Origin of the sequence: Paenibacillus daejeonensis DSM 15491 (assembly GCF_000378385.1) — a bacterium.
Lineage (GTDB): Bacteria > Bacillota > Bacilli > Paenibacillales > Paenibacillaceae > Paenibacillus_D > Paenibacillus_D daejeonensis.
The window spans coordinates 1-25,901 of sequence record NZ_KB899673.1 but is presented as its reverse complement, the minus strand read 5'-3'; the positions used below and the strand labels follow the sequence as shown (position 1 = coordinate 25,901).

The following is a 25,901-nucleotide window of genomic DNA, read 5'->3' as shown; positions in this document are numbered from 1 at the left end:
CACTGTCAAGGGAAGTTAATAAAAGGAGTTGGCAACATGAAAACAGAAGCAGCCTCCATGGAGAGCAGCCGGGGCGCAGTCGCGGGTGGCCAGGTTCACCAGGCGATCGAGGAGCTGGTGCAGTTCGGTCTTCACAAGCGCCTGTTCGAGCCGCTCGATACGGTTTTTACACGAAACGCCCTGCTCGATCTGTTTGGCTTGAAGGAGCCCGCACTGGCTGGCGAACAGCCACAGGCGCCCGAGACGCCTCTGGCAGCCCTCGATGTGCTGCTGGCTTACGGTGAGGAGATCGGTCTGATCCCGGACGGTACCACGACCTGGCGCGACCTGCTGGATGCCCGTATTATGGGACTCCTGCTTGCCCGCCCGTCTGCAGTAGCGGCAGACTTCGTGCGGCTTGCGGAGCAGGAGGGGATCCGCTTGGCAACCGACCGGTTTTATCAGCTCAATATCGATTCCAACTATATTCGCATGGACCGCATCAGCAACAATCTCTATTGGCAGTATCCATCGGCTAGCGGCCAGTTGGAGATTACCATCAACCTGTCCAAGCCGGAGAAGGATCCGCGCGAGATCGCACTCTTGAAATCGATGCCGCAGAGCTCTTACCCGCTTTGCCTCTTGTGTCCTGAGAATGTGGGCTATGCCGGTCGTCCGGACCACCCGGCCCGGCAAAACCTGCGGACGCTGCCGCTGCGGTTGAATGGAGAGGACTGGTTCTTCCAATACTCACCTTATGTTTACTACAATGAACACTGCATCGTGTTCCGCAGTGAGCATCTGCCGATGTCCATTTCGCCGGTTACTTTCATGCGATTGCTGGATTTCGTGGAGCAATTTCCTCATTATTTCGTCGGTTCCAATGCGGATCTGCCGATAGTGGGCGGCTCCATCCTCAGCCATGACCATTTCCAGGGCGGGCGACACACGTTCCCGATGGAGACGGCAGACAGCGAGGCTCTCTACCACCATGCGGAGTATGGTGAAGTATCGCTCTCCATTGTTCGTTGGCCGATGACCGTGGCGCGTCTACGTAGCACCAGCAAACAATCGCTCTTGCAGGCGGCAGAGCATATGCTGGCGTCCTGGAGAGCCTATAGCGATCCGGATGCGGAGGTTGCAGCGTATACGGAGCAGGGTGGGGAGCGTGTTCCCCATAATACCATTACGCCGATCGCCCGTCTGAAGGACGATGGCGTGTATGAGCTCGATCTGGTGCTCCGCAATAACCGGACAAGTGAAGCGCATCCGGACGGCATCTTCCACCCGCACCGCGAATTGCATCACATCAAGCGGGAGAACATTGGCTTAATTGAAGTGATGGGACTGGCGGTATTGCCGGGACGACTAAAAACGGAATTGGAACAATTGGCTGCTTATTTGACGGCATCTGCAGTTGAACCTGCCGAGAACCTTCGGGAAGCGGCGCATCCGCTGCATCATCATGCGGCTTGGCTTGCGGAGCTGATCGGCACGTATGGCACAGAGTTGAGCGCTGAGGCCGCGACAGATGCGGTCCGCCGGGAGACCGGAGAGAAGTTCCACCAGGTGCTTGCCGATGCCGGGGTATTCAAGATGACGCCTGAGGGCAGATCAGCCTTTGACCGGTTCTTGAGAGCTTCTGGCTGGCAATAACTTTATACGATGGATAGTCTGCCCTCGGGGCAGGCTGTTTTTTTGTGTTCGAGGACGGAAAAACGGCCATGCAAAAAAAATATTACGCTTCCTTTTCTTTTTTATAAGTTTATGGTAATATTTTATAATTAGTAATAAACTATAGCTGTTGCATATTTTCATGTGCATACGGTTCCAATGAACTCAGAACAAGTAAAAGAATGACTGGAGGATTTACGATGACAGGGCCAATTATTCCCTTAGACGAATTTTTAAAGCTGGAAAAAGAAGAACAGGTGGACCGCTTGAAGCGGTGGAAAATGGATTATACACTGAAGGACATTCGCGAGGCTTGGGGATTCAAGCATTCCGCGCAGTATTATATGCTGTTGAAAAAATTACGGATTTACGAGCAGGTGGTCAACAAGTCTGACAAGTTCTTCCCAGAGCAGCTGATGAATGGCCGTGCGCCTGGCGATCGCGGGTTCGGCAGTGTACAACAGCTGCCTGCAGCAGGCAATCAGCAGCCGCGCGAGGATCATTTTGATTACCAGCTTAACCTGAGCCTGACCGGACCCGAAATTGCAGACAAGCTGGAACGTCTGGCACAATTTCTCAGAGGGGAACAAAAGGAGATTGCCATCAAGCTGACGCTTGCTTCGGCTGAGCAGAAGCAGCCTGAAGGAGAAACGGAAGAAGCGGAGACGGTCTAACCGATTCGAATAGAGCAGAGAAGACGGGGAGCGATGTGCTCCCCGTCTTCGTTCTGGGTAAAAGAAGCTGTGCAATACCATCTTCGTCTCTAAAGTGAAATGGCCTTATTGTTCAGCTATGGCGTGTCGAAATAAATGTTTTTTTGGCATAATGTGGATTAATCTGTCATTTATTTCGCAACTTGCCCAATTCAGCGACGATGCCTTCGACCTCGCTGATGCTGATATTGTTCTTCTCCGTGACGATCTCATACAGCTCTTTAATATCCTCGTAATCATTGATGCTGAAATTCGAGGATTGCATAGCAGCTGCCGATGCCATCCGCAGCTTTGCCTTGATCGCCTCGATCATGAAGGCAATATTTTCTTGCGAGGGCTCGTTAAGATTGGCCATAACCGTTCCTCCCTTCCAATTCCGGTGTTATTCATTCTATCATGATAATGAAAAGCCTGCCATTCGATTGAAGCGGCAGGCTGAATTAGGTACAATGGAGGCACAACACAGCCCTCTCGGCCGGTCATAAGCCGGATGCAGAGGTGCAAAGGCGAAAGGGGAGCGAGCGATGAAGCGGTCAGCTGCAAAAGATACACCTATGCATACCGGGCTGTTTCTCCCGCAAGGAGAACGGGCACTAGCCGCCATTCAAAAACGTGAACGTGTAAACAGCGCCGGACTGCTCAGCTTCCTGCAAAGGATCGCCGTCAACTGGCCATCCCGCGAGCAGGTCGCTTTTCTGTGTATCGGCAGCGACCGATCGACCGGAGATGCGCTAGGCCCGCTGGTGGGGGATGTTCTGACAGCCAGAGGCTGGCCTCATGTCGCGGGGACGCTGGCTTCACCTTGCGATGCCGACAATCTGATGGCCAAGCTGAAGGCCTTGCCCCCTCAATGCGTGATTATTGCAGTTGATGCTTGTCTGGGAAAACCGGCATCCGTCGGCAGTTTCCTTGTTTCCGAGGGCCCGCTGCGACCGGCACAGGCCATCAGCGGCACGCAGTTGCCCGACGTCGGCCACTACAGCATTGCAGGTGTTGTCAATCTGCATAGCGCCAAGCCCTATCACACGCTGCAGACGACTTCGCTGCATGCTGTGATGCAAATGGCAGGCATGCTGGCTGAAGCCATCAGCCAAGCTTGGCCGGAGGCAATCCAATCCTGAGAATAGCAGGTGATATAAGTAATGATTACAATCGCAGACAAGAAAATGCATGGCGAGGATGGTTCCATCATCGCTTACTACGATAACGAGAAGATTGGCAAAGACGTAGGTCCAACCGTCATATTATTGCACGGCTATTGCGGCAGTTCAGCTTATTGGGAGCACTTGCTTCCTGTCTTGAAATACGCAGGAAGAGTGATCATTCCTGATTTGCGCGGCCATGGAGCGTCATCCGCACCCGATGCTGAAGTGTATGCGATGGAGGATTTCGCTGGCGATGTCATTCGGTTGATGGATCATCTCTATGTGCGTCAAGCCGTTCTGATCGGACATTCGCTCGGAGGTTATATTACGCTAGCGGCTGCTGAACAATATGCCGAACGTTTGAACGGGTTTAGTCTCGTTCACTCAACAGCGTATCCGGACAGCGAGGAAGCCAAGGCAGGACGCGACCGTGCGGTGGAGACGATTGAAAACGAAGGAGTGGCTGCCTTTGTAGAAGGACTGGTACCGAAGCTGTTCGCACCAGAACATCTGGAGACCATGCCTGAGCACGTGGAGCAGGTCAAGGAGATCGGCCGTCAGACTAGCAAACATGGTGCGGCTGCCACTGCGCGCGGTATGAAAGCCCGTCCCGACCGTAATGATGTACTGAAGGAAACGCTGCTGCCTGTCTTGCTAGTAGCGGGGGGCAAGGATGGCGTCATCGCCCCGGAACGGACATTCAGTGTCGACAAACCGAATGTGACCAGCGCACTTCTGGCGCGGGCAGGACATTTGGGCATGATTGAGACCCCAGACGAAGAGGCTGCGCAACTGCTGCAGTTTTTGCAGTCCTGACCGTAGAGGGAAGGGAGAATTAGAGATGTTCCAAAGAGATTATTTTATGCGGATGATCGAGCAAATGACCCAATCCATCGGCCAGGTGGTCGGGTTGCGGGACCGCAAGGAACACTTGCAGGCACTGGCGATCGTCGATGAGCTGCTGGATCGTGAATTCCGGCTCAACTCCCGGCTGATTGATTCGCTCACTGATCAAGAGCTGGTGGGCATGCTGACAACGGGCGGCGTTCTGGACCATGGCAGCCTCCAGGGAATCGCACGTCTCCTCCGGGAGAAGGGCGAGATTTATGAGGAGCAAGGGGATCCCGAGGCCAGCTATGCCGCACTGCTCAAATCACTCCATCTGTTCCTGTATGGTGCGCTTGAGGATGCCGAACCGGCTACCGCAGAGCCGAGGGAAGAAATCGACAAGCTGCAGACGCTGCTTCGAGCATATGAACTGCCCGAGGAGACCAAGCGGTTGCTCCTCCAGTGGGAGGAAAGCGAACGCCATCTGGATAGGGCGGAGAACCTGCTGCACGAGTTGTTGGAGGATGGTCAGATGAAGGTTCAGGAAGCGGAGAGCTTCTACCTCAGACTATTGGCTATGCCGGCTGATCAGCTCGCCAGTGGCCGGCTGTCTCTGGACGAGGTTCGGGAAGCCTACGAAGAATTACAACGACAAGGAGTGCCGCATGGAGAAAGCTGATCAATGGGAACAAGTGCTGGTTGCTTCTATTATGGAGCACACGCTGCATCACGGGACATTAAGTCAGCTGCAGAGCAAGCAGTCGGACTTTGCACCAAAGACGGTAATCCGCAAGGTCCAGCTCAAGCAGGGCCTGCATTATCAATTTGAATACCATGTGCCCGGCCGGGTCACTCATGATAATCTGCTGCCGGAAGCCGCCGCCACGCATACGGTGAAGCTCATACAGGAGCATTACCGCCAAGCGCTGCTCAAAACGGAAGAGGCAGACCTTCAATTGTTGTTCAGCAAGAAGGGCAAACCCGCGTTGTTACGCAAACCGCCTACAGCCAGTACAGGCAATCTGCAGACGCATGATCGCAAAAAGAACCGGGTGCTGGCGTCCGAGACGCCGGCACCTTTCCTTGTGGAGCTCGGAATCCTCTCGTCCACAGGCAAGGTGCATGCCCAGAAGCAGGATAAGTACCGTCAGATCAATCGCTTTCTGGAAATGGTCCTGGATGTCGCGGAGGAGTTGCCTAAGGACAGACCGGTGACTATTGTTGATTTTGGTTGTGGCAAGTCCTATCTTACCTTTGCGTTGTATCATCTTCTGGCGATCGAACAGCAGCGGCAGATCCGCATCATCGGTCTGGACCTGAAGGCGGATGTCATTGCGTGGTGTGAGCAATTGGCTCGCAAGCTCAATTATGAGGACCTCCGTTTCTTGCAAGGCGACATCGCACAATACGAGGAATTGCAGGCTGCGGACATGGTCGTTACTCTACATGCTTGCGATACAGCGACAGATGCTGCACTGGCGAAGGCGGTAAGCTGGGGGGCGTCTGTTATTATGTCGGTGCCCTGCTGCCAGCATGAGCTGTTCCGACAGGTTGATAATGACATGCTGAGCCCTTTATTGTCCCACGGACTGCTTAAGGAGCGATTCTCGGCCCTGGCGACCGATGCCATCCGGGCGAGATTGCTGGAAGTCGTAGGGTATAAGGTGCAATTGCTGGAATTTATTGATCCTGAGCATACGCCCAAAAATTTGCTGATTCGCGCCTCACTAGGAGGGCGAGGGGATCGCAGTCGCAAATGGACGGAGTATGTCACCTTTCGTGATGGTCTTCAGGTACAGCCCTATCTGGAAAAGGCGCTTGCCGGACGGTTGCCGGACGGTTAGAATAGCGTATATAGATTAATTAGATGAATGGGTGAACCTTTTGGGACTCATGATGTGGTTTGATTTTTCGGTCTTTTTAATACTGGGCCTCCTGTTTTTCTGTATCCTTCTCATTCAAACCATCACTAACCTCCATAAAGTGTATTTCATGTTCCATTTTTTCATGATGTTGTGGCCCCTGGGACAATTCGCCGCGAACACCACCTCTGAACCGCAGTTTCAAGTCTTCTATGTGAGTCTCTCTTACGTAGGTTTGTCGATGCTGGGGAGCGGCTGGTACCTGTTCTCGATTTTTCTCAGCGGTCAATCCTACCAGCTTAGCCGCACATCGCTGGTAGTGCTCCATCTTCCGTCGTTAACAGCTGCTATAGGAGTCATGTGGAATCCTTTGACGCTGTTTATCCGGCCTACAGCCACGGGCGGTTATGAGGAGCGCTTGTATGGCCCGCTGTTTTACTATCTGATCACCATCCTTATTGGCTACGCCATCCTATCTATGATTCAGCTGATGCGCGGCCTTGCTACTAGCGGACCGTCTCGGCACAAAGAACGGATTCGCATGTCGCTCAAGGGTGTAATTATATTTGCGGCGCTTGCCGCATCGGATCTGATATTCAGCGTGATTTTCAAAGAATCGCTGCCAGCGATAAAGGGGCTCACATCGCTTGGTATTTTGCTGGCGGGGATTTATTTTGTCGTTGCCATCACGAGAAACCGGGTATTCGACATCAAACAGATTGCTCAGCAGGATATAGTGAACAGTATAAATACAGGAATTGTGGTCATTGATGAGCAAGGTGTCGTGCTAGAAGTCAATAAGGTGCTGCGACCGTATGTCAATCTGCGCGTAGGCGACTGTATCGACATCGGAGAATTTCTTAGCAAGTATGAGATGGAAGAGGATCTGACAGATTTCCTGGTGGCTTACCATAACCATCCCCCACGTCATGCCTACATCGAAATTGTCCTGGGGCATCATCATTTCAAACATGCAGCTATCTATGCCTCGCCGATTATCGATCATCGGCAGCAGGTGATCGGCCGCGTCATTACGTTTCAAAACGTGACGGAGCTCAGGGAGCTTGTGGACTCTTCCAGAAGGCAAAACGATGTGCTGCAAGACCGCAACCGTGCGCTCATTCTGATGCAGGACGAGCTGTTTCAGGCCAATCAGAAGCTGGAGCACATGGCCATTACCGACAGTCTGACGGGCTGCTTCAACCGCCGTTACTTGATGCAGCAGTTGGAGCATGAAGTCCTGACCAATGTCAGATATCGGATTCCGTTCGCTATCTTCTTGTTCGACATCGATCTGTTCAAGAATATTAACGATACGTATGGACATCTTGTCGGTGATGAAGTGCTGCGAAGTACAGCGGAAGTCGTCAAGAGCGCCCTCCGTCGCACAGACATTCTGGCCCGTTATGGCGGCGAGGAATTCACGGTTTATCTGCCGCATACGAACCGTGAACAGGCTGAAATGCTGGCCGGGCGGATTAAAACCGCAATTGCAGACAACAAGATTGTTACACGAACCGGGGAAGAGCCGGTTTCGGTGACGGTGAGCATGGGGATGCTTGCGGTCGAAGAGGATGAAGAGTTTCGGATTGATGATCCCAAAGCCTATTTGCGCGAATTGTTCACTCGAGTGGATGTCGCCCTGTATAAGGCGAAGGATGGCGGTCGCAACCGAATTGTAATTGCTGAGGAGTCATAGAGTGCATGTTCAAAAAGCGTACTTTTTGAACCACCTTTCAAAGGCGGGGTAACCATGAGAAGAGTAACCATTCATTCCGTACGCGCCGGAGACGTGCTGGCCAAGCCGATCTTGCGAGAGAATGGCCATGTGCTGCTCGGGATGGGCGTGGAGCTGACCGAGCGGTTTATAGAACGTCTGCGGGACATGCAAGTGGATACATTGTTTATTGAAGACAATATGACAGAAGATATTATGCCTGAAGAGGTGATTCGTGAAGAGACGCGCAAGCGGGCGGTAGACTCGATTCACAAGACGATGACCTCGATTATGGACACGCCGACAACGCGAGGGCGAGCGGTTGCGCCCGAGATGGGACGAACGTTCCGATCGGTATTCGGGCAGATTTTCCAGGACCTTGTAGGACGCAAGGACATCCTTGTCAGCTTGACCAATATTCATGTGGCGGATGCCTATTTGTTTCAGCATTCGGTAAATGTAGCAGTGCTAGCTGGAATTATGGGTATTGCCAAGGGGTATAACCGGACACAGATTGAGGAGCTCGGGATCGGGGCGCTCATGTTTGATGTGGGAATGACGAAGGTGCCGGCAGAAATTCTGAATAAGAAGACGCCGCTAACGCCCGAGGAGCGTAAAATTATGGAGCGTCATACAACAGACGGCTTCGAGATCCTGCGCAAGCAGCATGATATCTCGCTATTGTCTGCCCACTGTGCGCTACAGCATCATGAACGCTATAACGGCTCGGGGTATCCGCGCGGACTGCAAAGGAACGAGATTCATGAATATGCGCAGATTGTTGCATTAGCGGATGTCTATGACGCCATGACATCTCCGCGTTCCTATCGGAACCGTCACACACCGTCAGAGACGATCGAATTTTTGTTTGCGGCAGGGAACTCCATCTTTGATCTGGATCTGATCAAGCTGTTCTGCAAGCACATTTCAATTTACCCGGTAGCGACAACCGTGGTGCTCAATACGGGACAGACCGGGGTAATTTCCGCCAATAACCCGCTTGCGGTTCATCGGCCGACGGTCCGGATTGTCAAAGAAGCGGACGGCTCTTCGCCAAAAACCCCTTACGAGCTGGATCTGAAGGACCAACTGCATGTACTGATTACCAAAGAAATATAAACGAGCTGCCGCATGCAAATCCATAATATAATGCGTGTTTAAAAAGGTCGGTGTTCAGCACCGAGAAGATTGGAGGCAGGATGAAATGAGGAGCGGAACGTAGCCTAAGCTACGTGAGCACCTAAAAGTTTCCAGAGGAAACTAGCTTCGTAAGCATATGCTTAGTTTCTCATGCATTCAAGATTCGAAGTCGAATCCGCTTCCCTGAATCACTTCGTGATCAACAGCGTACTTTTTGAATTACCTCTAATAGGCAAACCTGTCGAAAGGCAGGGACGCAAAGCTACAGGGTCTAACGTTCCAGCCGGAACCATTGACAGCCTGGCTGCCGATTGTTCGCCAATCGCTTCAGTCAGGCTGTCTTTGGGACAGGCTTTTTTGCGTTGTTTAGAAACTATGGTATGGATTAGAGCTAATTATTCACTTGCGGCCAGGCTGGGGTTGCGAATCCCTTTATATACGTCCGCCCAGAAGTTTCCTGCGCTCTCACAAATGGGTTTAAGCTTGTGAAAGGCCGGAGAGTCCGGTTGGACATGAAAGGTGCTTTGTTCAAACGAGCACCGGTCGAAGGCAAAGTTATCGTCCGTGATGACGACAATACAGTCGCGGAAGGAACAGCCGATAAAGTGAAAACCATCAAAAATAATCGATTCATTCGTAAACTTCTGGTTCGTAATAAGCTCCATAAGTAACACTCCTTCTTGTTTGAGCAGCAGAATTTAGTGGGGGGACAGACTATCTTGTCAGTAGAGAATTACAGCATAGCAGACCTTTATCAAAATGTTTGTCGCAATGTCGTGCCGAACAAACAGTTTTCATCGACATTGAACACTCCCGCCACTTGCCTGACGGCTGAGGTGGGGGAATCTTGGGTTGTTGCTCCTCCTGGAGCAAAGATGACCAAGCGATCCCTGTGGTCCCCACAGTTCTATTTCAAGGTCTAGACTAGACGGCCATCACTTTAATGTTCTGCGCGGCATTTCCATCCCGGTCGTGTCGGGTTTGGCACACGACGCATTCCCATTCGCGGACGCTCAGATCCCTAACCTTTGTGTTCACGGCGCCGCACACATGACAGGTTTGACTTGATGGAGCGTAGGCGGGTACTTCCTTGATGGTGCGCCCATACCACTCGGCCTTGTAATGCAATTGCCGACTCATCTCCCCCCAGGCTGCGTCTGCGATATGCCCCGCCAGCTTCCGGTTCTTCATCATATTCACAATGCGCAAGTCTTCGAGGCAGATCGTTTGGTTTTAACGTATCCACTTCGTCGTATGCTTGTGCAGGGCATCGTGACGACTGTTCCTTATCTTCTCATGAAGGCGAGCCACCTTGCGCTTCGCAAGGTTCCAGTTTCTTCCGCCTCTTGTGCGTCGGGCCATCCGGCGTTGCTACGTCGCCAATTGCTTTTCATAGCGGCGCGTATGCCGAGGATTATCAATCACTACGTTATCCGAGGTAACCGCCAAGTGCTTGATGCCGACATCAATTCCTACCGTTCGTTCACAGACCGGCAGCGGCTCGATGTCTACTTCACTTACGATCGAGACAAACCATTTGCCGCTGGGGGCAAGACGCACCGTGGCGGACAGCAGACGGCCCTCCACCTCGCGCGACTTGGCAAATCGGACCGCACCCAGCTTGGGAAGTTGAATCGTGTTTGTTTTGACCGCGATATTTCCGTTCGTATATCTTGTGGTGTAGCTTTGAACCGGATGCTTCCGACTCTTGAAGCGTGGGGCCTGATTCTGCTTCTTGAAGAAACGCTGAAAGCTGTCTGCTACGTGGCGAACGGAAGATTGTAAGGCGATGCTATCCACTTCTTTTAGCCAGGGCAAGGCTTGTTTGAGCCCGGGAAGCTGAGTCGCACAAGCGTTGTAGGACAAGCCCTTGCCCGTCGTTTCATACGTTTCCTTCCACGCGGCAAGGAAATGATTAAAGACAAAGCGAGAGCATCCCAACGTTCTCCGCATCTGCGTTTCTTGCTCAGAAGTCGGGTACAGCCGAAACTTAAATGCCTTATGTCTTAGCATAGCCGGACACCACCCCTTTACCACAAGGTCTATGTCCCAATTGTAGCACATATGTTCGCAACCGAACACAGCAAAAAGCACCGATTCATCCCCCGCTTATAGAAGGTGGGTGTATTCTCGGCATTACTGATAAAGGCTGCGTGAAGATCCGTTATTTACCTTCAATTATGGGGAAACTATAAAAAAACGGATGGATTAATGAGAACAGTCTTTTATTACCACCTGACAGAAGCTGTGAAACGGCTCCCGTCTGCAGATTATTAGCTTCTTTTCGGTTAGAAACTTCTCATTTCCCAGGAAATGATTGTGTGAAAAATTTGCCGACAATAAAAGTCTGAATTTTTCGTCTTATTTAATCCAGCAAAGGAGCGACTGAGTATCAGGTACCGCGTAAGAAGTCGTCACAGTATCATTGTCTGCATTTGCTTGTTGGCAATTGCTTATGTATTATTTGACAGTCTGAGCGTAGCAGGTTATTTCTTTGATGCGGCATACTATCGTCCAGCTATGCTGCTTTGTTTTTTGGGAGCGGGCGTTGTTGGCGTCTACATTCTCTCAGCAGTCGGGGAGGAGCGTGATACGCAATGGTTTGGAAATCCTCTCTTGTTAAGCCTCTGGCCTTTGGTCATTGCTGGCCTATATCTGCTTCAACCATCCTGGAAACAAGTTTCTGTGCTGGCCACTTTGGAACAAGGGCTGCGTTGGGGGAGCTATGCCGGCTTTCTTATTGTCGGTTTTACCGTCCTTAAGATTGGTCGAACTTGGGCGTCAGGCATTCTACTGTGTGTTCTGGGGGCAACTGGAGTGCTGCTGATGATTGGCGGACTGGGGGGGTGGCTTGGCTGGTTTGCGGATCCTCGGCTCGTGATGGTTAGCGGAGACACCAGACTTAGTGCTATTGGCGCACGAGTGGCTGGAACGTTAGAATACCCCAATATGTATGGTGCTGTACTCGCCGCTTTTCTGGCCTGGTACTGGCAAGGGCTGCTGGGCACTGGAGAACGTGGAAGGGTAGTGCTGCTGTTCTGGGTGCAAGCGGTTCCGGCGGGGGCGCTCCTGCTGCTCACGGAATCCCGCGCTGCCTGGCTGATCGCAGCTGTTGTCTGGACGGCTGGATATTTTGTGGTGGAGCGGGATCGCAAAGCAGAATGGCTGATGTACCCGCTCGCGGCTTTTTCCGGCAGTGCCGTGCTCTACGGGTGGTTGCTCTCGCAGCGATCGCTGGAGCAGACATTGTTGGATCTGGCTCTCCCATTGTTCATTGCGATAGGCGGCGCGTTTGGGGTGGGCTATTGTATACGTCAATGCCTACAGCGGACGCGTCCGAAGCTCCGCGCTCCTCTGGCATGGCTCTGCAGCGGCCTGCTGCTACTGGGCAGTACTGCGCTGTTGCCTGCTATTGCAGCCGGACGTTTGGCGCCTGGCGCCTATGCGACCGCTGGAGCCCGCTGGCAGTTCTACTCTGACGCCTGGCAATTGGTCCAGCAAGCGCCCTGGCTAGGCAGTGGAGGGGACGCCTGGCGTAATCAGATGGGGCGCTTGCAATCCGCTCCCTATATCGGCAATGAAGTGCACAGCGGGTATCTTAATCTGCTTCTGGAGCTTGGCTGGACCGGTCTGCTGCTGCTCATAATCTTGGTTGTGCACCTGCTTGTGGTGATTTATCGTTCCAACCGACTGGGCGTGCTGCCAGCGCTCGTTCTGTTTCTCCATGCTGCAGTGGATTTTGATATGGCCTATGGGTTCTATTGGCTCCTGCTCTCTAGCTTCGCGCTCGTGGCTATGGCCCGGCCTACAGGCAATCGTGCGGAAAAAGCGGCTGTCGTGTCTCAAGTGAGAGACAAACGGAAAAGCGACCGGTGGCGCTTGGGAAAAACCGCTGATGCGTTTCAAGGGGGAAAACAAGGGGAAGGTCGGGGGCGATCCGCCCCAACGATGCATGCGAGGCGCGTCTTGCAGCTGCTTAGCGCCGCGCTGGCAGTCAGCGTGCTGGTCGCAGCAGGCTTGGCCGGGCTGCGCGCCGACACGGCACTCAGCGCCCGTCAAGCCGCGCTGAGTGCCTCTGAGGACGCGCGCCTGAGTCTGCTGCGCGCGGGGGTGATGGCGCATCCGTATGATACCCGGATGCGCCTGGAACTGGCTGCGCGCGCTCCGCTGCCTGAGCGCGCGCCGCTGCTGGCGGCCGGACTGCGGTATGACCCGCAGTCCGTGCCGCTCTTGTGGGCGCTCGGCGCAGCGCATGCCGAGCGCGGCGACGTGCAGCAGGCGGCGGCTTATTTGCGCCGCGCGCTGCAGGGGGACCGCTACGACAAGGCGAAGCAGTCGGCAGCGGTCCAGTGGTTGGCCGGCCTCGCCGCGATGCATCGCGAGGCGGGCCGGATGGGGGAGGCGCTGGCGGCTGCTGCAGCCGGCGCCGAGGTGTATGCGCGCTACGACATGCTGGCGCGCAGGGTGGAGCTGGGCGGCGCGGCCGGTGAGGGGCGCCGCTTCGTGATGCTGCCGCAGGCGACCGCGGCGGCGCAGTATTGCCGTGAGCTGCTGCGCAGCCACGGCTACGGGTGAGCCAGCCGGATTTGGACGGCTGGCCCGGGAAGATTGTCCACGCCATGCGCACCGTTGCAGCATAAGCTGTTGCAAACGGATAAGGAGTTGATAGCATGGCATCTCCAAGAGTGAAGCCGCGGCTTCTCTCGCGCGGCCGGCGGGCTGGCGCCGTCCTGTTGAAGGTAAAGCCGATCAAAGCAGCGGGCAATGGCGGCCCGACCTTCAATCGATTGACGGTGGTATGGGTGCAAAGTAATGGTGTGCCGTTCGATACAACCGGTTTCTTCGCGCGCCTGTATCGTGGTAACACACTGGTTCAGACAGCGGCGTTCGACCGCTTCGGTGTCGTCCGGTTCAGCCGGGTATCCACGCTCACGAACGTGAGCTACACCATCCGGGTCTTCGACAGCAGCGGCGTACAATTCCGCAGCCGCAACATCCCGGCCGGCGTTGAGACTTTCGCTGTTATCGGTTAATAGCTAGCCCTTCGGGAGAGACAGCCTGACGCTGTCTCTCTTTTTGCAGCTGCAGGCGACCTCCTGAGCCATCGAGCCACCAAGTGGCGCCAGAGGGGCACCACTAAACACGAAAAACCGAATACATCGAGCTGCAAGTGGGTGCGGCGGCACAATAAACACGAAAAACCGAATACATATGGCCTCAAATGGTGATGGGCGCACCAATAAACTCGAAAAATCGAATACATTGAGCTAGAAATAGTGGTGAGTGCATCAATATGCACGAAAAATCGAATACATACGGTCTCAAATGGTGGTGAACGCATCAATAAACTCGAAAAACCGAATACACATCGAGCTGTAGGTAAAGGTGAGGCATATTGGGGTGCGTGTGGGGTGGAGCATATGTACGAAGATAGTCTAAATAGGGGCATTTCAGGATGGGGTGGTTAGCTAAATTGTACTCCGCGCCTTCCCTTGGGCGGTGCATGCCTGCTATTATCCAACCCATGATGACTTCGATTCCGAAACTCCAGCGTGCCGGGAGCCGGGAGCTTAGCATATTCAAACAAAAAGCTCCCCGAGGCGCGCATAAATGCTGCAAGGGGAGCCGTTCTCCAATCTGCCTGGCACGGTGCTGATGAGGTATCCAGGTATCCAGTTTCTTAAAGCGGATAGGGCGGCTGATTGCCAACCACATAGCCTTTCCTTATCCGCCAAATGCGTGCCGGAACGCCGCGCTCAGCTTGGTCTGATCGACCTCCCAGAGGGTGGCGATTTCTTCGCTGAGCTGTTCGTCCCACCAGTCACAGAGGAGCTTGCGGTTGCTGCGGTTTTCGTGAATCCAGATGAGATTTTGCAACACCTTGCGCACATACACTTTCTCGGCTTGCTCCACTAGATCAGGCGCGATCCAACGGTCAAGCCGCTTGATGGTCCGGTACAACTCCTTGCTGCAGGCGCGTTTAATTTTCCGGGGGCTGGGGTAGTCATGTGATGTTTTGGCATGGGGGGGCTTGTTCATACTCCCACTCCTCTCTGCCCTATCTATATGCAGGCAGCCGCCCGGAGGCTACTCACCCTACTGGACCTCGATGTAAGCGACCATCGGACTGAGCTGGCTGGCAGCCGTATGGGTCAGACAGAGAATCGGATAGGTGCCCGCCCGATCGGCCTTGAAGTCGACGACGGTCGTTTCTCCTTTTCGGACTTCACCCTTAATGCCCAATCCCTCAATGACAAAAGGATGCGTCTGCCCATTGACCCCCGTTATCCGCAGTTGGACTTTCTCCCCCTTGTTGACCCGGATCGACCCGGGGTCCCAGCGGTACACTTCCAGCTCCTTGCCATCCTTTAGCGTCGTTTTGTACTCTACGGTGACCAGGTGGAAGACCCGCTCCGCATCCGGATTACCTGAGACAGCCTGTGTCTGGTTCCAGGTGAGATAGACGCCGGTCAGGACGACGAGCAGACAAGCAATTCCCAGCAGCTTGAGCTGTTTGCGGCCGACGACAAATACTTTGGACATCGAAACACCTCTTTTCCTAGTTTCTATTCCCTGCATTGTATGCAGAAGCTTGTCTGAGCATGACACTTGTCCCGCGAAGCATGTCCGAGTGCCTGAATGCATAAACTGAGTGCATAAGATCAGGCTCGGTCAACGATAGGGGGATGTGCATGTCATGGCTAAGTGAATTCGTCCAGTTACTGCTCAGCTGGGTGCAGCAATTGGGGGCGCTCGGTATTATGCTGGGGCTGATGGTGGAAGTCATTCCGAGTGAGATTGTCCTCGCTTATGGCGGGTATTTGATATCGGAAGGCAAGGTGGGCTTTGGGAGTGCGCTGCTCTTTGGGGTTATCGGCGGGACGTTAGCGCAGCTGATCATCTACGTTATCGCGCGATATGGGGGCCGGCCGGTGCTGGACAAATACGGCAAATGGCTGCATATCAGCGGCAAGCATCTCGACCGATCAGAGGACTGGTTCCGCAAGTACGGAACCGGCATGATTTTTTTTGCCCGCTTCGTGCCTGTCATCCGCCACGCCATCTCGATTCCCGCCGGTGTCAGCCGGATGTCCCTGCCGTTATTCACACTTCTGACAGCATTGGCCGCTATCCCGTGGACGCTGTTGTTTCTGTATCTGGGCATGCAGCTCGGCGAACGCTGGGATACGATTCACGACATTGCGGGTCCTTATGTCCAACCCCTGACGCTGACCATGTTGGCCCTGGCGCTTGGCTATGGATTGTACAAGTTCGTTCGCAGCCGGGGGCAGAGCATGTAGTACCATCCCTTTTTTGCAAGCTGGCTCGCCCTTCTGATCTTTGATACAATGGGGGAAGGGTACATACATTCGATTGCAGAGAGGGATGGATAAGATGAGCAAAAACGTAGCCGAAAAGCTGGGCAAGGGCATTAGCCCGCAGCAGTTTATGGATGGCATGGATCGCAACAAGGAACAATTCATTTCGCTCTATGATAACTTTCAATGGCCGGATGAGGAGTCCAAAGCGTTCTTCGAATCGCTCAACAACCGCGACGACCTGCGGGTACTGATTCTGATGGCGGAATGGTGCGGCGATGTCGTCAAGAACATCCCTGTTGTCTTCCGTGCGCTTGAGAACAGCGGAGTACCTACAGAGGTGCTGATCAAAGAAGATCACATGGATACCATGGCGCAGTTTCTGACGATGGGCGGCGAAGCAGTGCCGATTGTTATTATTGCGGATACCGGTGGACATGTATTGGAGCAATGGGGCCCGCGTCCGGCTCATGTTCAGGAAGTCATGACCGCCTTCAAACAAGCGAACCCGGACCGGGAAGCTGCAGATTACCAGGAAAAACTGGGCGAAGCACGCCAGGAAATGGGCCGTCAATATGGGGAAGGTACCGGCTACCAGGCAGTAATCTTGAAAGAGCTCACTGAGCTGTTCTCTGCGGTTTAATCATGAAAATCCAGAGCTATGAGTTAGGCCCCATCCAGACCAACGCCTATGTGATCACCAATGAGGAGCTGAACCGCGCCGTCGTCATTGACCCTGGGATGAATCCCGGCAAACTGATCCAGCGTCTGCAGGATGCGGGCACGACGGTGGAAGCCATTCTGCTCACGCATGCCCACTTTGACCATATGGGCGGTGTCGATGAGACCCGCAAGGCATTTGGAGCACCGGTTTATATTCACGATTTGGAGGCCGAATGGCTTACCGATCCCCGCAAGAACGGTTCTTTGCGTTGGTCGGAAGTGACGGCTCCGCTGGTGACGGACGAAGCCGAATATGCCTTGGATGAAGGCCAAATGCTGAAGCTGATCGGATTGGAATTCCGGGTCATGCATACGCCTGGACATTCCCCGGGCAGTGTCAGCTTCCTGTGCGGCGAGCATCTGTTCTCGGGCGATGTGCTCTTCCGTCAATCGGTGGGTCGTACGGACCTGCCTGGCGGTGCCGAGCGAGATCTGTTTGACTCGATTCGCGGCAAACTATACAAGCTGGCCCCGCAGACCACGGTCTATCCAGGGCATGGGCCGCGCACGTCGATCGGCTATGAAATGCAGAATAACCCCTATGTTCCCGGACAACCAAGATAGCTTAAACCAGAAATCGGCACCCCCAGCGAAGGGTCTTCTTTTGCAGGCGGTGCCGTTTGTATTACGGGTAGCGCAGTGGCAGTGATTCTGCCACAATAAAATATAAAGTTTAGGCTGCCCTCAAAAAGCCGGAAAGGCACGGAATCGAATCTGGAGAAGCGAAGCGTTCGCCTTTGTCCCCGGATTTCACCCCTAACAGGGGTAAAATCAAAGAAATCTGGGGACAACAGCGATCGTAAGATCGATCCGTGACTGTAGGCTTTCTTTTAAGGGCAGCCTGACATCACTCACGCAAAGGAAGGTGCACCAGCGTTGGCAGAAATACAGTCGAAAGAAGCAAAATCAACCGAACGGACTGCCGCTGAAATCTCGGAGCAGCAACAGCGGATGGAGCGTCAAATCGCTGCAGAGCTGCAGATTCCGGCAGGTAAAGTCAAAGCAACCGTCGCATTACTTGGCGAGGGGAATACCATTCCCTTCATTGCGAGGTACCGCAAAGAAATGACGGGAGAGCTGGATGAGGACCAACTGCGCAGCATTGAGGAACGGCTCACATACCTTCGGAGCCTGGAGGATCGCAAGCGAGAGGTCATCCGGTTAATCGAGGAGCAGGACAAGCTGACCGATACCCTGCGCGCGTCCATTGAAGGGGCGGTCAAATTGCAGGAGGTCGAGGATCTGTACCGGCCGTACCGCCAGAAACGCAAAACGCGGGCAAGCTTAGCCAAGGAGCGGGGGCTGGAGCCGCTTGCAACGTGGCTCTACGGGCAGCCACGGAGCGGTGAGCCAATGACTGAGGCTGCCAAGTACATCAGCCCTGATAAGGGCGTAGAAACCGCTCAGGAGGCTCTTCAAGGAGCCATGGATATCCTTGCCGAGAACCTCGCTGACGATGCCGGAATCCGCGCCTGGGTGCGCAAGCATACGCAAGAGCAAGCGATCCTGGCGACAGAAGCCAAGGACAGCAAAGCCGAGTCGGTATATGAGATGTATTACAGCTACCAGGAGCCTGTCCGCAAGCTGCCGCCGCATCGGATTCTTGCCATTAATCGGGGGGAGCGGGAGGACGTGCTGCGAGTGTCGCTGGAGCTGTCGCCTGAGCGTATCCATGACTACATCGCGCGGCACACGCTCCGTCATCAGGTCTCACCTGCTATCCGCGAGGTGCTGATTGCCGTCATTGAAGATGCGTATAAGCGGCTGATTGCGCCTTCCATTGAGCGGGAAGTGAGGGGCCTATTAACGGAGAAGGCCGAAGAGCATGCCATCTCGATCTTCTCTGCCAATCTCCGGAATCTGCTGCTGCAGGCGCCAGTCAAGGGGCATGTCGTACTGGGGGTTGATCCAGCCTTCCGGACGGGCTGCAAGCTTGCTCTGGTCGACGAGACGGGCAAGCTGCTGGAGGTTGCTGTCACTTACCCGACAGCGCCGCACAACAAGGTGGCCGAGGCTGAGCGGACCATCAACGGCCTCATCGACCGCTACCAAGCCGAGCTGGTGGTTATCGGCAACGGCACGGCTTCGCGCGAGACGGAGCAATTCATTGCGGAGCTGATCCGCAAACGGGTGGCAGGCGGCGCCAGCGAGCTCAAATACATTATCGTTAGCGAAGCGGGGGCAAGCGTGTATTCGGCGTCCAAGCTTGCGCAGGAGGAGTTCCCATCCCTGGATGTAGCTGAACGAAGCGCAGTCTCAATTGCCAGACGGCTGCAGGATCCACTGGCCGAGCTCGTCAAGATTGAGCCTAAAGCGATCGGTGTGGGGCAGTATCAGCACGATGTGAGCCAGAAGCGGCTGGATGAGTCGCTGGGCGGTGTCGTCGAATCGGCGGTTAACCATGTCGGCGTTGACGTCAATACAGCGTCTCCTTCGCTGCTGTCTTATGTGGCGGGCATTAATGCGACCCTGGCCAAAAACATTGTCAAATATCGCGAGGAGAACGGGAAGTTCGTCAGCCGGGCCCAGCTGCAAAAAGTCCCGCGCCTGGGGGCCAAGTCCTACGAGCAGTGTGCGGGCTTCCTACGGATCTCTGGCGCGTCCAATCCGCTGGATGCGACGCCGATTCATCCGGAGTCCTATGGCGTGGTGGACAAGCTGTTCCGTGAGCTACGGCTGGAGCTCTCCCGGCTCGGTACCAAGGAACTGAACCAGGCCCTGGCTTCTGCCAGCGCGGAAACGCTGGCTCCGAGTCTTGGGGTGGGTGTGCCGACGCTGCGCGATATACTCGATAGCCTTCAGCGTCCAGGGCGGGATCCGCGCGAAGCGCTCCCACTGCCGATTTTCCACACCGACGTGCTGAAGCTGGAGGATTTGTCGCCAGGCATGGAGCTTCAGGGGACGGTGCGCAATGTCATCGACTTTGGGGCATTTGTCGATATCGGCATCAAAAACGACGGCCTCGTCCACATCTCCCAGTTAAGTGATAAATTCGTCAAGCATCCGATGGATGTTGTCGCTGTCGGAGATAATGTCACGGTATGGGTGCTCAATGTCGATACCAAGAAAGGCCGCGTCGGCCTCACGATGCGCAAACCAGGATAACAAGAGCTAGCTAAACATTTACAACAAAAAGAGCTGTCCCTGGGGTCACTGACGTGACTCCGCGGGGGACAGCTGCTTTTTTTATGCTGAGAATTCACGGGTGCAGGTCGTCCAAAAAATCAGTAACACGCGGCAAGCCGCATCGGCTGGACAAGCGCCGCGACGTTTGGTTAGACCCTCCCGGGGCTGCCGTTCTCAGGCTGCGTCCGGGTTCGATAGAAGTACCAACAATCGTTCAGCAGACGTATCTGCCGGCGATCCCGTTTGAGAAATGCGCGCATCAGTTGGTTACACAGCCACTGCGGCATACCGGTTCCTCCCCCAGAAACATGATGTATGGTTAAGCATATGGGGATAGGCGGGAGTCCGTGCAGGTCCACTTCAGAAAATAAGCTAAGCTTCGACTTCCATCTCTTCTTCGTACCATTGTTCGAGCTGGGCTTGGAGTGCGCGAATCTCGGTCAGCAATGAAATAAGAGGATAGGTTTTCTCTTGAATGGCGGAGAAGGAACGCTCCAATTCATTGATATAAGCCAGTCCGTCTGTGATGGTTATAGAAGTATCATGCAGCTCCAGATCATTGCATTCGCCGATTGCGTAAGGCAGCTTCGGCACGCTGTCGGCGGTCAGCTTTTCGATTTCTTTGTGCAGACGAAGGTTGAGCGCGCTCAATTGGTAAGCGTGGGATGCAGGCATCTCGACAACTGTGAGCTGCTCTGCGTCTTTGAATAGGACATATCGCATTGTAGGCATAGCCAGGTTACTCCCCTCCATAGTTGAACTCACGGGAACCGTTCATTACTACTTGACAGTGTATCGCATGAACGATTATAAATTCAAGTAGATAGGAGAGAATAACGATGGATAATGAAACGCTGCAAGCGTGGGTGGAGAAGATCTCAATAGAGAGCTTTGGCCGGCCGTTTCTGCACCGCGCGACTTTCAATAGCAGACTTCGCTCGACGGGCGGCCGCTATTTCACCAGATCGCATGATATAGAGATCAATCCCGGTCAGCTGGAGAGTTTCGGGCGGGAAGAGACTGAGAAGATTATCAAGCATGAGCTGTGTCACTATCATTTGCATCTGATGAAGCGGGGCTATCAACACCGAGACGCAGATTTCAAGCGATTACTGGCCCAGGTAGGAGGGAGCCGATTCTGTAGCGCGCTGCCTGGTCAGACCAAGCGAACGCAGCCTTACCGGTACAAGCTGATCTGCCGTTCCTGTGGGATGGAATACCTCCGCAAACGCAAGGTTGATCCTGCCAAATATGCCTGCGGGAAATGCCGCGGAAAATTATTCATAAAGATGCTTGACATTGTTTTAGAACCGTGATAAATTATTACTTGTCACTTTCGTCAAACACTTTCCCTGATAGCTCAGTTGGTAGAGCACTCGACTGTTAATCGAGTTGTCACAGGTTCGAGTCCTGTTCGGGGAGCCAGCATGGAGAGATACCCAAGTGGCTATAAGGGGACCCTCTGCTAAGGGGTTAGACTGCGCAAGCGGTGCGAGGGTTCGAATCCCTCTCTCTCCGCCATTTATACGAATGTTGATGAACGATAGGGCCGTTCAGCCGGCCCTTTTAGTTTGCCTGAAGCGCTAGAGCGAAGCAAGATTATAGGGTTGAAAATGACCCTGAAAATAATGCTTGCCAAGCTCAAAACAATCAGATATAATAACTTCTGTTGTCGCTTATGGCGCACTCATCAAATGGACAAGGCCCGTTGGTCAAGGGGTTAAGACACCTCCCTTTCACGGAGGTAACAGGGGTTCGAATCCCCTACGGGTCACCAACTTCCCAGAGCCATTAGCTCAGCTGGTAGAGCACCTGACTTTTAATCAGGGTGTCGAAGGTTCGAGTCCTTCATGGCTCACCATTTTCTTCTTCCTCAGAAGAGAATGTATATAATAGAAGAAACACAACAAGCTTGCGGTCGTGGTGGAATGGCAGACACGCTATCTTGAGGGGGTAGTGGGCTTACGCCCGTGGAGGTTCGAGTCCTCTCGACCGCATCATAATTTAAACGCTGAAATCCCTTGATACATAAGGGATTTTTTTATTTGTCTGCGGATCGTAGGGGGGATTTTTACCCGCCATCAAAGTGGCTAATTATCATCTTGGGGACAAATTGGGGACGGAAATAGGACGCGGTGCAAACTTATCAAATTTCTCTGCAGTGTCGCGGCTGACTTTCTTCGTTACATGAGCATAGATGTCAGCCGTTGTTTGATGCTTCGCATGCCCCAGGCGCTTCTGTATGGCCTTCATTGACGCGCCAGCTTCGATAAGGAGCGTAGCACTGGAATGCCGTAGATCGTGGAACCTGACACGTTTAAGAGCGTGACGCTTTACAAACTTAATCCACCACTCGGAAGGGTAGCTATGATAGTATGGCTTTCCGTACCCACCGTGGAATACATATTGTCTTTCGCCACCTAACCACTCCCCCGCAAGTATTGCCTTCTTTCTCTGGAGATCCCATTCCCTTTTATGAACGCGTAGCTCATCCATATACCAGTTCGGCATGTCAATCCACCGCTTTGAGCTTGCATTCTTGGGTCCCTTTTCTATGGCTTGGCTATTCTCCGTGAGCGAAATACTTTTTTCTACAGCGACGGCTCCTTTTTCAAAATCGACTTCTGGCCATTCCAGAGCGATTAGCTCGCCGCGTCGATTCCCTCCAATCATTGCTCCCAAAATAAACAATCTCCACTTACGCACTTCTTGATAGAGAGCTCCTATAACATCGCGGGCTTCGTCTTCATCGTAAAATTCAAATTCTGTTTGCTTTACCTTCGGCTTCTTTACCTTGCTCATGGGATTCTCTTTGATTAAGTCCCATTCGTCTGCTCGGCTAAGGATATTCTTAAGTACCCGGTAAATGTACTGGATTGTTCCAGGTTCTAGTGTATCCCCTTTACCATCCTTTCTAGCACCGGGCTTCCCCAGATCGTCGACGAAAGTGACTATGTGCATTGTTTTAATGTCGCCCAAGTCCTTATTGCCGAATACCGGCATGATGTGGTTTTTGATGTGCCGGCAATAAGTTTTATATGAGAGGGCCGAAAGGTTATCTTCTTTGGATGCATACTTAGGCTTCCATTCCTTCTCGACAAAATCTTTGAACAGCATTTTCTCCGGTTTGATGTACTCCCCGGATTCGATTTCCAGCCTAAACTTAGCTAACTCGTTCTCCAGATATTCTTGGAGCTTTTTCTTTGTCTTGAGCAGTGCTTTATCCTCGACGGTAATTGTCTTGCGGGGGCGGTCGCGGGTACCGTCTCCTTTCAATCCGAGATCCACGGTCAGACGCCATTTATTTTCCCCACGTTTTTCGATGCTACCTTTTGCCATTTTAATACCTCCATGAGTACATATGTTCTTTTTTTGTGTATAGTAAACCGCCTAGCAGCGGGAAAGCGCAAGTTTCAGTAAAAAATTTTAAATTCAGCCGGAATGCCGCAACGCATTAAAAAATGCTCAAACTGTTCCCCAGGTTCGGGTACCTCAAATCCTATTAACAAGTGGAGGGCGAATCTATTGGCTTGACGCTCTATCTTGTCCACAGAAAAAAGAGTCTGGTTTCTTAAGAAAGGGGTACTGATCCCTGGGTGCAAAATATTATGTCCTAGTTCATGAGCAGCAGCAAACAACTGCTTGAAATCCTCAAGGCGATTATTTAAATGGATGCTGGGTATCCGATTGATGCAGGTATAGTACCCCCAGACGGATTTCCCTAAATCTTCGTACAGAACCGTTAAGTTTCTCTCAGATGAAATAACCAGCGGGCTGTTGGTTCCGTGGGTTCGTACCAAGTCGGTGACTATTTGTCGTTCCATTACATAACCCCCGGCAGGTTATTCCCTATATTTTTTCGGAGTGAATTTCTTTTTTGCCATCTCCTTTGACATACGGATCGTATTCTCCAGAGATATTCTTAGAAGCTCACGATCGTCCTCATCCATCGGTTCTCCCATAAATGCTAGTGCAGAATCAGAATTAAGATCATTCATCATATCTTCAAGTCTTTTTGCGATGTCTTTTTCATCTTTTTCTGTTAATGCGTAATATGGCTTTTTTCTGCTTGCACTTCTGCCCAACAAGTAATCAGTAGTTGTATCAAGGATCTCAGCGATTTTATCCAAGTCACTGCTGCTTGGTATAACTCTGTCATTTTCGATATGGCCAAAGTTAGAGCTACCCATTCCTAATTGATCGGCAATTTGTTTTTGGGTTAACTTAGCTGCTTTTCTAAGATCTTTTATGCGGCCGCCTGTAGACAAGGGAAACATCCTCTCAAAAAAAGTATTCAAAATACTATTGACTGTATTTATAATACGATTTATAATGATGACACCGAAAGAAAGAAGGTGACACTTTGAAACGTGATGGATTAAGGGAAGCGAGAAAAGAACTCGGTCTTAATCAAATCGAGTTTGCAAAAGTGCTTGAACTGCACGTAGACACCGTCAGAAGCCTCGAATATGGTCGTGTAAACCCAAGCGCTACAGTTTTGCTTAAGATATGCAAACTGACGGGCAAAGAACCACAGCTATTATTCCCGGACATCATTTGAAATTAGTATTATTAATACGACAAATTCATAATACTGTATTTTCAATACTACGTCAAGGAGCCCGCCCTTTTTTTGTATAAAAACTGTATTTTAAATACTGTTTATGTCAAAAAGGGCCTATTCTAACTGTGCTTGGAGGTGTCAGAGATGAGCATAGAACAGATGATTCGCGAAATCGTGGTTGAAGAAGTTGCTGCCGCTGAGAAACGTATCCGGGCAGAAATGGAAAGTGTCAATGATGAAACACTGGATGTGTCAGCGGCCGCAGCCCGCTTGGGGGTATCTGAGAAGCTTATTTATCGGATGTGTCAGCAGCGCATCATTCCGCATGAGCGCTATGGCGGCATCGGATCGCGCAGACCTACAATCAAATTCAGGCTTGCTGACCTGGAAGCCTGGCGCGCGGCCCAGCGAGTTGCGAACAGTAGCGGAGAAAGGAGCCCCACCCATGACTGACCAAAAAAAGCCGCCCGGGGGGGCGGCGGAACCGGCTGCTCTCAGCTTGAGCCTGATTTGGCTCTCGGAGAAAGTGATTCAGATTGGGTTTGACGCGCCGTACTCGGTAACGGTTATGACGCAGAGCGGGGCTGGAGTCAATGTCTGGATCAACAAGCGGTTAAAAAGCGGCAAGTTCGCCCTGGTGGTCCAGTATCTCCACTTGGAGCGGTCGGAAGCACTGCTCCAGCAGGCGATCGAGGACGTGGAGGCAATTTTGGAAGGCACATATAAGGAGGTTGATCCCATTGGGCAAACAATCGGTAGCAACGCAGGATTTTAGTCAGACCTGTTTGAGGGAGCTAATCAAAGAGGGCAAGGTCGAGCTGACGGATAACGGATATCAGCTGACGGAGCGGGGGCGGGCGGCAGTGATGCCGGAGCTCAGGCGATACGAGCACCGCCCGGCCATGGCCATGATGATTGAGCTGCACGTACTTAACCAGCATCAGCATTCAGTGTGGTAGCTATGATAGATGATCGGGTGCTGGACAGGCTAGGAGATTACTTTGTCACTCATCGCGTGGGTGCTTGCTATCGGTTGACATTCGGCCAATTCGTAGAGATGGAGCAGGCTGGCACTTGGCAGCCGCACATGGGCAACAAACACTATGATTTT

At 52.8% G+C, this 25,901-nt stretch carries 28 protein-coding genes, 5 tRNA genes, 1 pseudogene and 1 riboswitch; of the genes and pseudogenes, 24 read left to right on the top strand and 10 right to left on the bottom strand.

The window, feature by feature from the left end; all coding sequences use genetic code 11:
- Nucleotides 1–36: 36 nt before the first annotated feature.
- The gene (locus F556_RS0127390; protein WP_020620205.1) at nucleotides 37–1,635 is read left to right on the top strand and encodes a UDP-glucose--hexose-1-phosphate uridylyltransferase; all 1,599 of its coding nucleotides are present in this window, start codon (nucleotides 37–39) and stop codon (nucleotides 1,633–1,635) included.
- A 218-nt stretch (nucleotides 1,636–1,853) separates the two neighbouring features.
- Nucleotides 1,854–2,327 carry a hypothetical protein gene (locus F556_RS0127385; RefSeq protein ID WP_020620204.1) on the top strand — a complete coding sequence of 158 codons (474 nt, stop codon included), beginning with the start codon at nucleotides 1,854–1,856 and terminating at the stop codon, nucleotides 2,325–2,327.
- A 166-nt stretch (nucleotides 2,328–2,493) separates the two neighbouring features.
- Here F556_RS0127385 and F556_RS0127380 read toward each other — a convergent pair whose 3' ends face one another.
- On the bottom strand, nucleotides 2,494–2,721 hold the full coding sequence (locus tag F556_RS0127380) for a DUF1128 domain-containing protein (protein ID WP_020620203.1): 228 nt from the start codon (nucleotides 2,719–2,721) through the stop codon (nucleotides 2,494–2,496).
- A gap of 169 nt (nucleotides 2,722–2,890) precedes the next feature.
- On the opposite strand from F556_RS0127380, the gene yyaC reads away from it, so the two are divergent.
- The 6 genes from yyaC to F556_RS0127350 are packed head-to-tail and all read left to right on the top strand — an operon-like array spanning nucleotide 2,891 to nucleotide 9,037.
- Complete coding sequence (yyaC, locus tag F556_RS0127375) at nucleotides 2,891–3,487, top strand: spore protease YyaC (RefSeq protein ID WP_020620202.1); 597 nt, start codon at nucleotides 2,891–2,893, stop codon at nucleotides 3,485–3,487.
- 21 nt (nucleotides 3,488–3,508) lie between these two features.
- A complete protein-coding gene (locus tag F556_RS0127370) occupies nucleotides 3,509–4,327 on the top strand; it encodes an alpha/beta fold hydrolase (RefSeq protein WP_020620201.1) in 819 nt (272 codons plus the stop codon).
- Between the two features lie 25 nt (nucleotides 4,328–4,352).
- On the top strand, nucleotides 4,353–5,018 hold the full coding sequence (locus tag F556_RS0127365) for a DUF6483 family protein (RefSeq protein ID WP_020620200.1): 666 nt from the start codon (nucleotides 4,353–4,355) through the stop codon (nucleotides 5,016–5,018).
- A complete protein-coding gene (locus F556_RS0127360) occupies nucleotides 5,005–6,183 on the top strand; it encodes a class I SAM-dependent methyltransferase (RefSeq protein ID WP_020620199.1) in 1,179 nt (392 codons plus the stop codon). The genes F556_RS0127365 and F556_RS0127360 overlap by 14 nt, the downstream gene beginning before the upstream one ends.
- Nucleotides 6,184–6,232: 49 nt before the next feature.
- Nucleotides 6,233–7,900 (top strand): histidine kinase N-terminal 7TM domain-containing diguanylate cyclase, encoded by a 1,668-nt coding sequence (locus tag F556_RS0127355; protein WP_342663323.1) that lies wholly within the window; start codon nucleotides 6,233–6,235, stop codon nucleotides 7,898–7,900.
- Between the two features lie 54 nt (nucleotides 7,901–7,954).
- Entirely contained in the window at nucleotides 7,955–9,037 is a 1,083-nt protein-coding gene (locus F556_RS0127350) for an HD-GYP domain-containing protein (RefSeq protein WP_020620196.1), read from the top strand.
- Nucleotides 9,038–9,279: 242 nt separating this feature from the next.
- A riboswitch (cyclic di-GMP riboswitch) is annotated at nucleotides 9,280–9,370 on the top strand.
- An 83-nt stretch (nucleotides 9,371–9,453) separates the two neighbouring features.
- Here the strand turns inward: F556_RS0127350 and F556_RS0127345 are convergent.
- Both F556_RS0127345 and tnpB read right to left on the bottom strand, forming a co-directional pair.
- Complete coding sequence (locus F556_RS0127345; RefSeq protein ID WP_020620195.1) at nucleotides 9,454–9,723, bottom strand: hypothetical protein; 270 nt, start codon at nucleotides 9,721–9,723, stop codon at nucleotides 9,454–9,456.
- 259 nt (nucleotides 9,724–9,982) lie between these two features.
- Nucleotides 9,983–11,071: pseudogene (gene tnpB / locus F556_RS35375) on the bottom strand (IS200/IS605 family element RNA-guided endonuclease TnpB).
- Nucleotides 11,072–11,500: 429 nt separating this feature from the next.
- On the opposite strand from tnpB, the gene F556_RS0127335 reads away from it, so the two are divergent.
- Complete coding sequence (locus F556_RS0127335) at nucleotides 11,501–13,633, top strand: O-antigen ligase family protein (protein WP_211222648.1); 2,133 nt, start codon at nucleotides 11,501–11,503, stop codon at nucleotides 13,631–13,633.
- A 95-nt stretch (nucleotides 13,634–13,728) separates the two neighbouring features.
- The gene (locus F556_RS0127330) at nucleotides 13,729–14,091 is read left to right on the top strand and encodes a hypothetical protein (RefSeq protein WP_020620193.1); all 363 of its coding nucleotides are present in this window, start codon (nucleotides 13,729–13,731) and stop codon (nucleotides 14,089–14,091) included.
- Nucleotides 14,092–14,782: 691 nt separating this feature from the next.
- On the opposite strand, the gene F556_RS0127325 is transcribed toward F556_RS0127330, so the two are convergent.
- On the bottom strand, nucleotides 14,783–15,097 hold the full coding sequence (locus F556_RS0127325; protein ID WP_020620192.1) for a hypothetical protein: 315 nt from the start codon (nucleotides 15,095–15,097) through the stop codon (nucleotides 14,783–14,785).
- A 57-nt stretch (nucleotides 15,098–15,154) separates the two neighbouring features.
- The gene (locus F556_RS0127320) at nucleotides 15,155–15,601 is read right to left on the bottom strand and encodes a cupredoxin domain-containing protein (RefSeq protein ID WP_020620191.1); all 447 of its coding nucleotides are present in this window, start codon (nucleotides 15,599–15,601) and stop codon (nucleotides 15,155–15,157) included.
- A gap of 149 nt (nucleotides 15,602–15,750) precedes the next feature.
- Between F556_RS0127320 and uptA the strand changes: the two genes are divergently transcribed.
- From uptA to F556_RS0127300, 4 genes are all read left to right on the top strand, one after another.
- Complete coding sequence (gene uptA, locus F556_RS0127315) at nucleotides 15,751–16,359, top strand: undecaprenyl phosphate transporter UptA (protein WP_020620190.1); 609 nt, start codon at nucleotides 15,751–15,753, stop codon at nucleotides 16,357–16,359.
- Between the two features lie 94 nt (nucleotides 16,360–16,453).
- Nucleotides 16,454–17,020 carry a thioredoxin family protein gene (locus tag F556_RS0127310; protein ID WP_020620189.1) on the top strand — a complete coding sequence of 189 codons (567 nt, stop codon included), beginning with the start codon at nucleotides 16,454–16,456 and terminating at the stop codon, nucleotides 17,018–17,020.
- Between the two features lie 2 nt (nucleotides 17,021–17,022).
- Nucleotides 17,023–17,664 (top strand): MBL fold metallo-hydrolase, encoded by a 642-nt coding sequence (locus tag F556_RS0127305; protein WP_020620188.1) that lies wholly within the window; start codon nucleotides 17,023–17,025, stop codon nucleotides 17,662–17,664.
- Between the two features lie 366 nt (nucleotides 17,665–18,030).
- The gene (locus tag F556_RS0127300) at nucleotides 18,031–20,205 is read left to right on the top strand and encodes a Tex family protein (RefSeq protein ID WP_425414021.1); all 2,175 of its coding nucleotides are present in this window, start codon (nucleotides 18,031–18,033) and stop codon (nucleotides 20,203–20,205) included.
- A gap of 170 nt (nucleotides 20,206–20,375) precedes the next feature.
- Here the strand turns inward: F556_RS0127300 and cmpA are convergent, their stop codons facing one another.
- Together cmpA and F556_RS0127295 are read right to left on the bottom strand one after the other, a co-directional pair.
- The gene (cmpA, locus tag F556_RS38115) at nucleotides 20,376–20,513 is read right to left on the bottom strand and encodes a cortex morphogenetic protein CmpA (RefSeq protein ID WP_157272983.1); all 138 of its coding nucleotides are present in this window, start codon (nucleotides 20,511–20,513) and stop codon (nucleotides 20,376–20,378) included.
- Nucleotides 20,514–20,598: 85 nt separating this feature from the next.
- The gene (locus F556_RS0127295) at nucleotides 20,599–20,958 is read right to left on the bottom strand and encodes a hypothetical protein (protein WP_020620186.1); all 360 of its coding nucleotides are present in this window, start codon (nucleotides 20,956–20,958) and stop codon (nucleotides 20,599–20,601) included.
- 107 nt (nucleotides 20,959–21,065) lie between these two features.
- Here F556_RS0127295 and F556_RS0127290 point away from each other — a divergent pair, with 107 nt between their 5' ends.
- The 6 genes from F556_RS0127290 (at nucleotide 21,066) to F556_RS0127265 (ending at nucleotide 22,223) form a co-directional block, all read left to right on the top strand.
- A complete protein-coding gene (locus F556_RS0127290; RefSeq protein WP_020620185.1) occupies nucleotides 21,066–21,542 on the top strand; it encodes a SprT family protein in 477 nt (158 codons plus the stop codon).
- A gap of 33 nt (nucleotides 21,543–21,575) precedes the next feature.
- Nucleotides 21,576–21,651, top strand: a tRNA-Asn gene (locus tag F556_RS0127285).
- Between the two features lie 4 nt (nucleotides 21,652–21,655).
- Nucleotides 21,656–21,747, top strand: a tRNA-Ser gene (locus tag F556_RS0127280).
- Between the two features lie 181 nt (nucleotides 21,748–21,928).
- Nucleotides 21,929–22,003: transfer RNA gene (locus F556_RS0127275), tRNA-Glu, on the top strand.
- An 8-nt stretch (nucleotides 22,004–22,011) separates the two neighbouring features.
- Nucleotides 22,012–22,087, top strand: a tRNA-Lys gene (locus tag F556_RS0127270).
- Between the two features lie 53 nt (nucleotides 22,088–22,140).
- A tRNA-Leu gene (locus tag F556_RS0127265) sits at nucleotides 22,141–22,223 on the top strand.
- A gap of 100 nt (nucleotides 22,224–22,323) precedes the next feature.
- On the opposite strand, the gene F556_RS0127260 is transcribed toward F556_RS0127265, so the two are convergent.
- The 3 genes from F556_RS0127260 to F556_RS0127250 form a co-directional block, all read right to left on the bottom strand.
- The gene (locus F556_RS0127260) at nucleotides 22,324–23,565 is read right to left on the bottom strand and encodes a tyrosine-type recombinase/integrase (protein ID WP_020620184.1); all 1,242 of its coding nucleotides are present in this window, start codon (nucleotides 23,563–23,565) and stop codon (nucleotides 22,324–22,326) included.
- A gap of 74 nt (nucleotides 23,566–23,639) precedes the next feature.
- Nucleotides 23,640–24,050, bottom strand: a complete 411-nt coding sequence (locus tag F556_RS35370; RefSeq protein WP_020620183.1) for an ImmA/IrrE family metallo-endopeptidase — start codon at nucleotides 24,048–24,050, stop codon at nucleotides 23,640–23,642.
- Between the two features lie 18 nt (nucleotides 24,051–24,068).
- Nucleotides 24,069–24,503, bottom strand: coding sequence for a helix-turn-helix domain-containing protein (locus F556_RS0127250; RefSeq protein WP_040718568.1), 435 nt, complete (start codon nucleotides 24,501–24,503; stop codon nucleotides 24,069–24,071).
- A gap of 86 nt (nucleotides 24,504–24,589) precedes the next feature.
- Between F556_RS0127250 and F556_RS0127245 the strand changes: the two genes are divergently transcribed.
- The 4 genes from F556_RS0127245 (at nucleotide 24,590) to F556_RS0127230 (ending at nucleotide 25,749) form a co-directional block, all read left to right on the top strand.
- On the top strand, nucleotides 24,590–24,787 hold the full coding sequence (locus F556_RS0127245; RefSeq protein ID WP_020620181.1) for a helix-turn-helix transcriptional regulator: 198 nt from the start codon (nucleotides 24,590–24,592) through the stop codon (nucleotides 24,785–24,787).
- 147 nt (nucleotides 24,788–24,934) lie between these two features.
- Entirely contained in the window at nucleotides 24,935–25,243 is a 309-nt protein-coding gene (locus F556_RS0127240; RefSeq protein ID WP_020620180.1) for a helix-turn-helix domain-containing protein, read from the top strand.
- Nucleotides 25,236–25,565 carry a hypothetical protein gene (locus F556_RS0127235; RefSeq protein WP_020620179.1) on the top strand — a complete coding sequence of 110 codons (330 nt, stop codon included), beginning with the start codon at nucleotides 25,236–25,238 and terminating at the stop codon, nucleotides 25,563–25,565. The genes F556_RS0127240 and F556_RS0127235 overlap by 8 nt, the downstream gene beginning before the upstream one ends.
- Nucleotides 25,531–25,749 carry a hypothetical protein gene (locus F556_RS0127230; RefSeq protein ID WP_020620178.1) on the top strand — a complete coding sequence of 73 codons (219 nt, stop codon included), beginning with the start codon at nucleotides 25,531–25,533 and terminating at the stop codon, nucleotides 25,747–25,749. The genes F556_RS0127235 and F556_RS0127230 overlap by 35 nt, the downstream gene beginning before the upstream one ends.
- Nucleotides 25,750–25,901 lie beyond the last annotated feature (152 nt).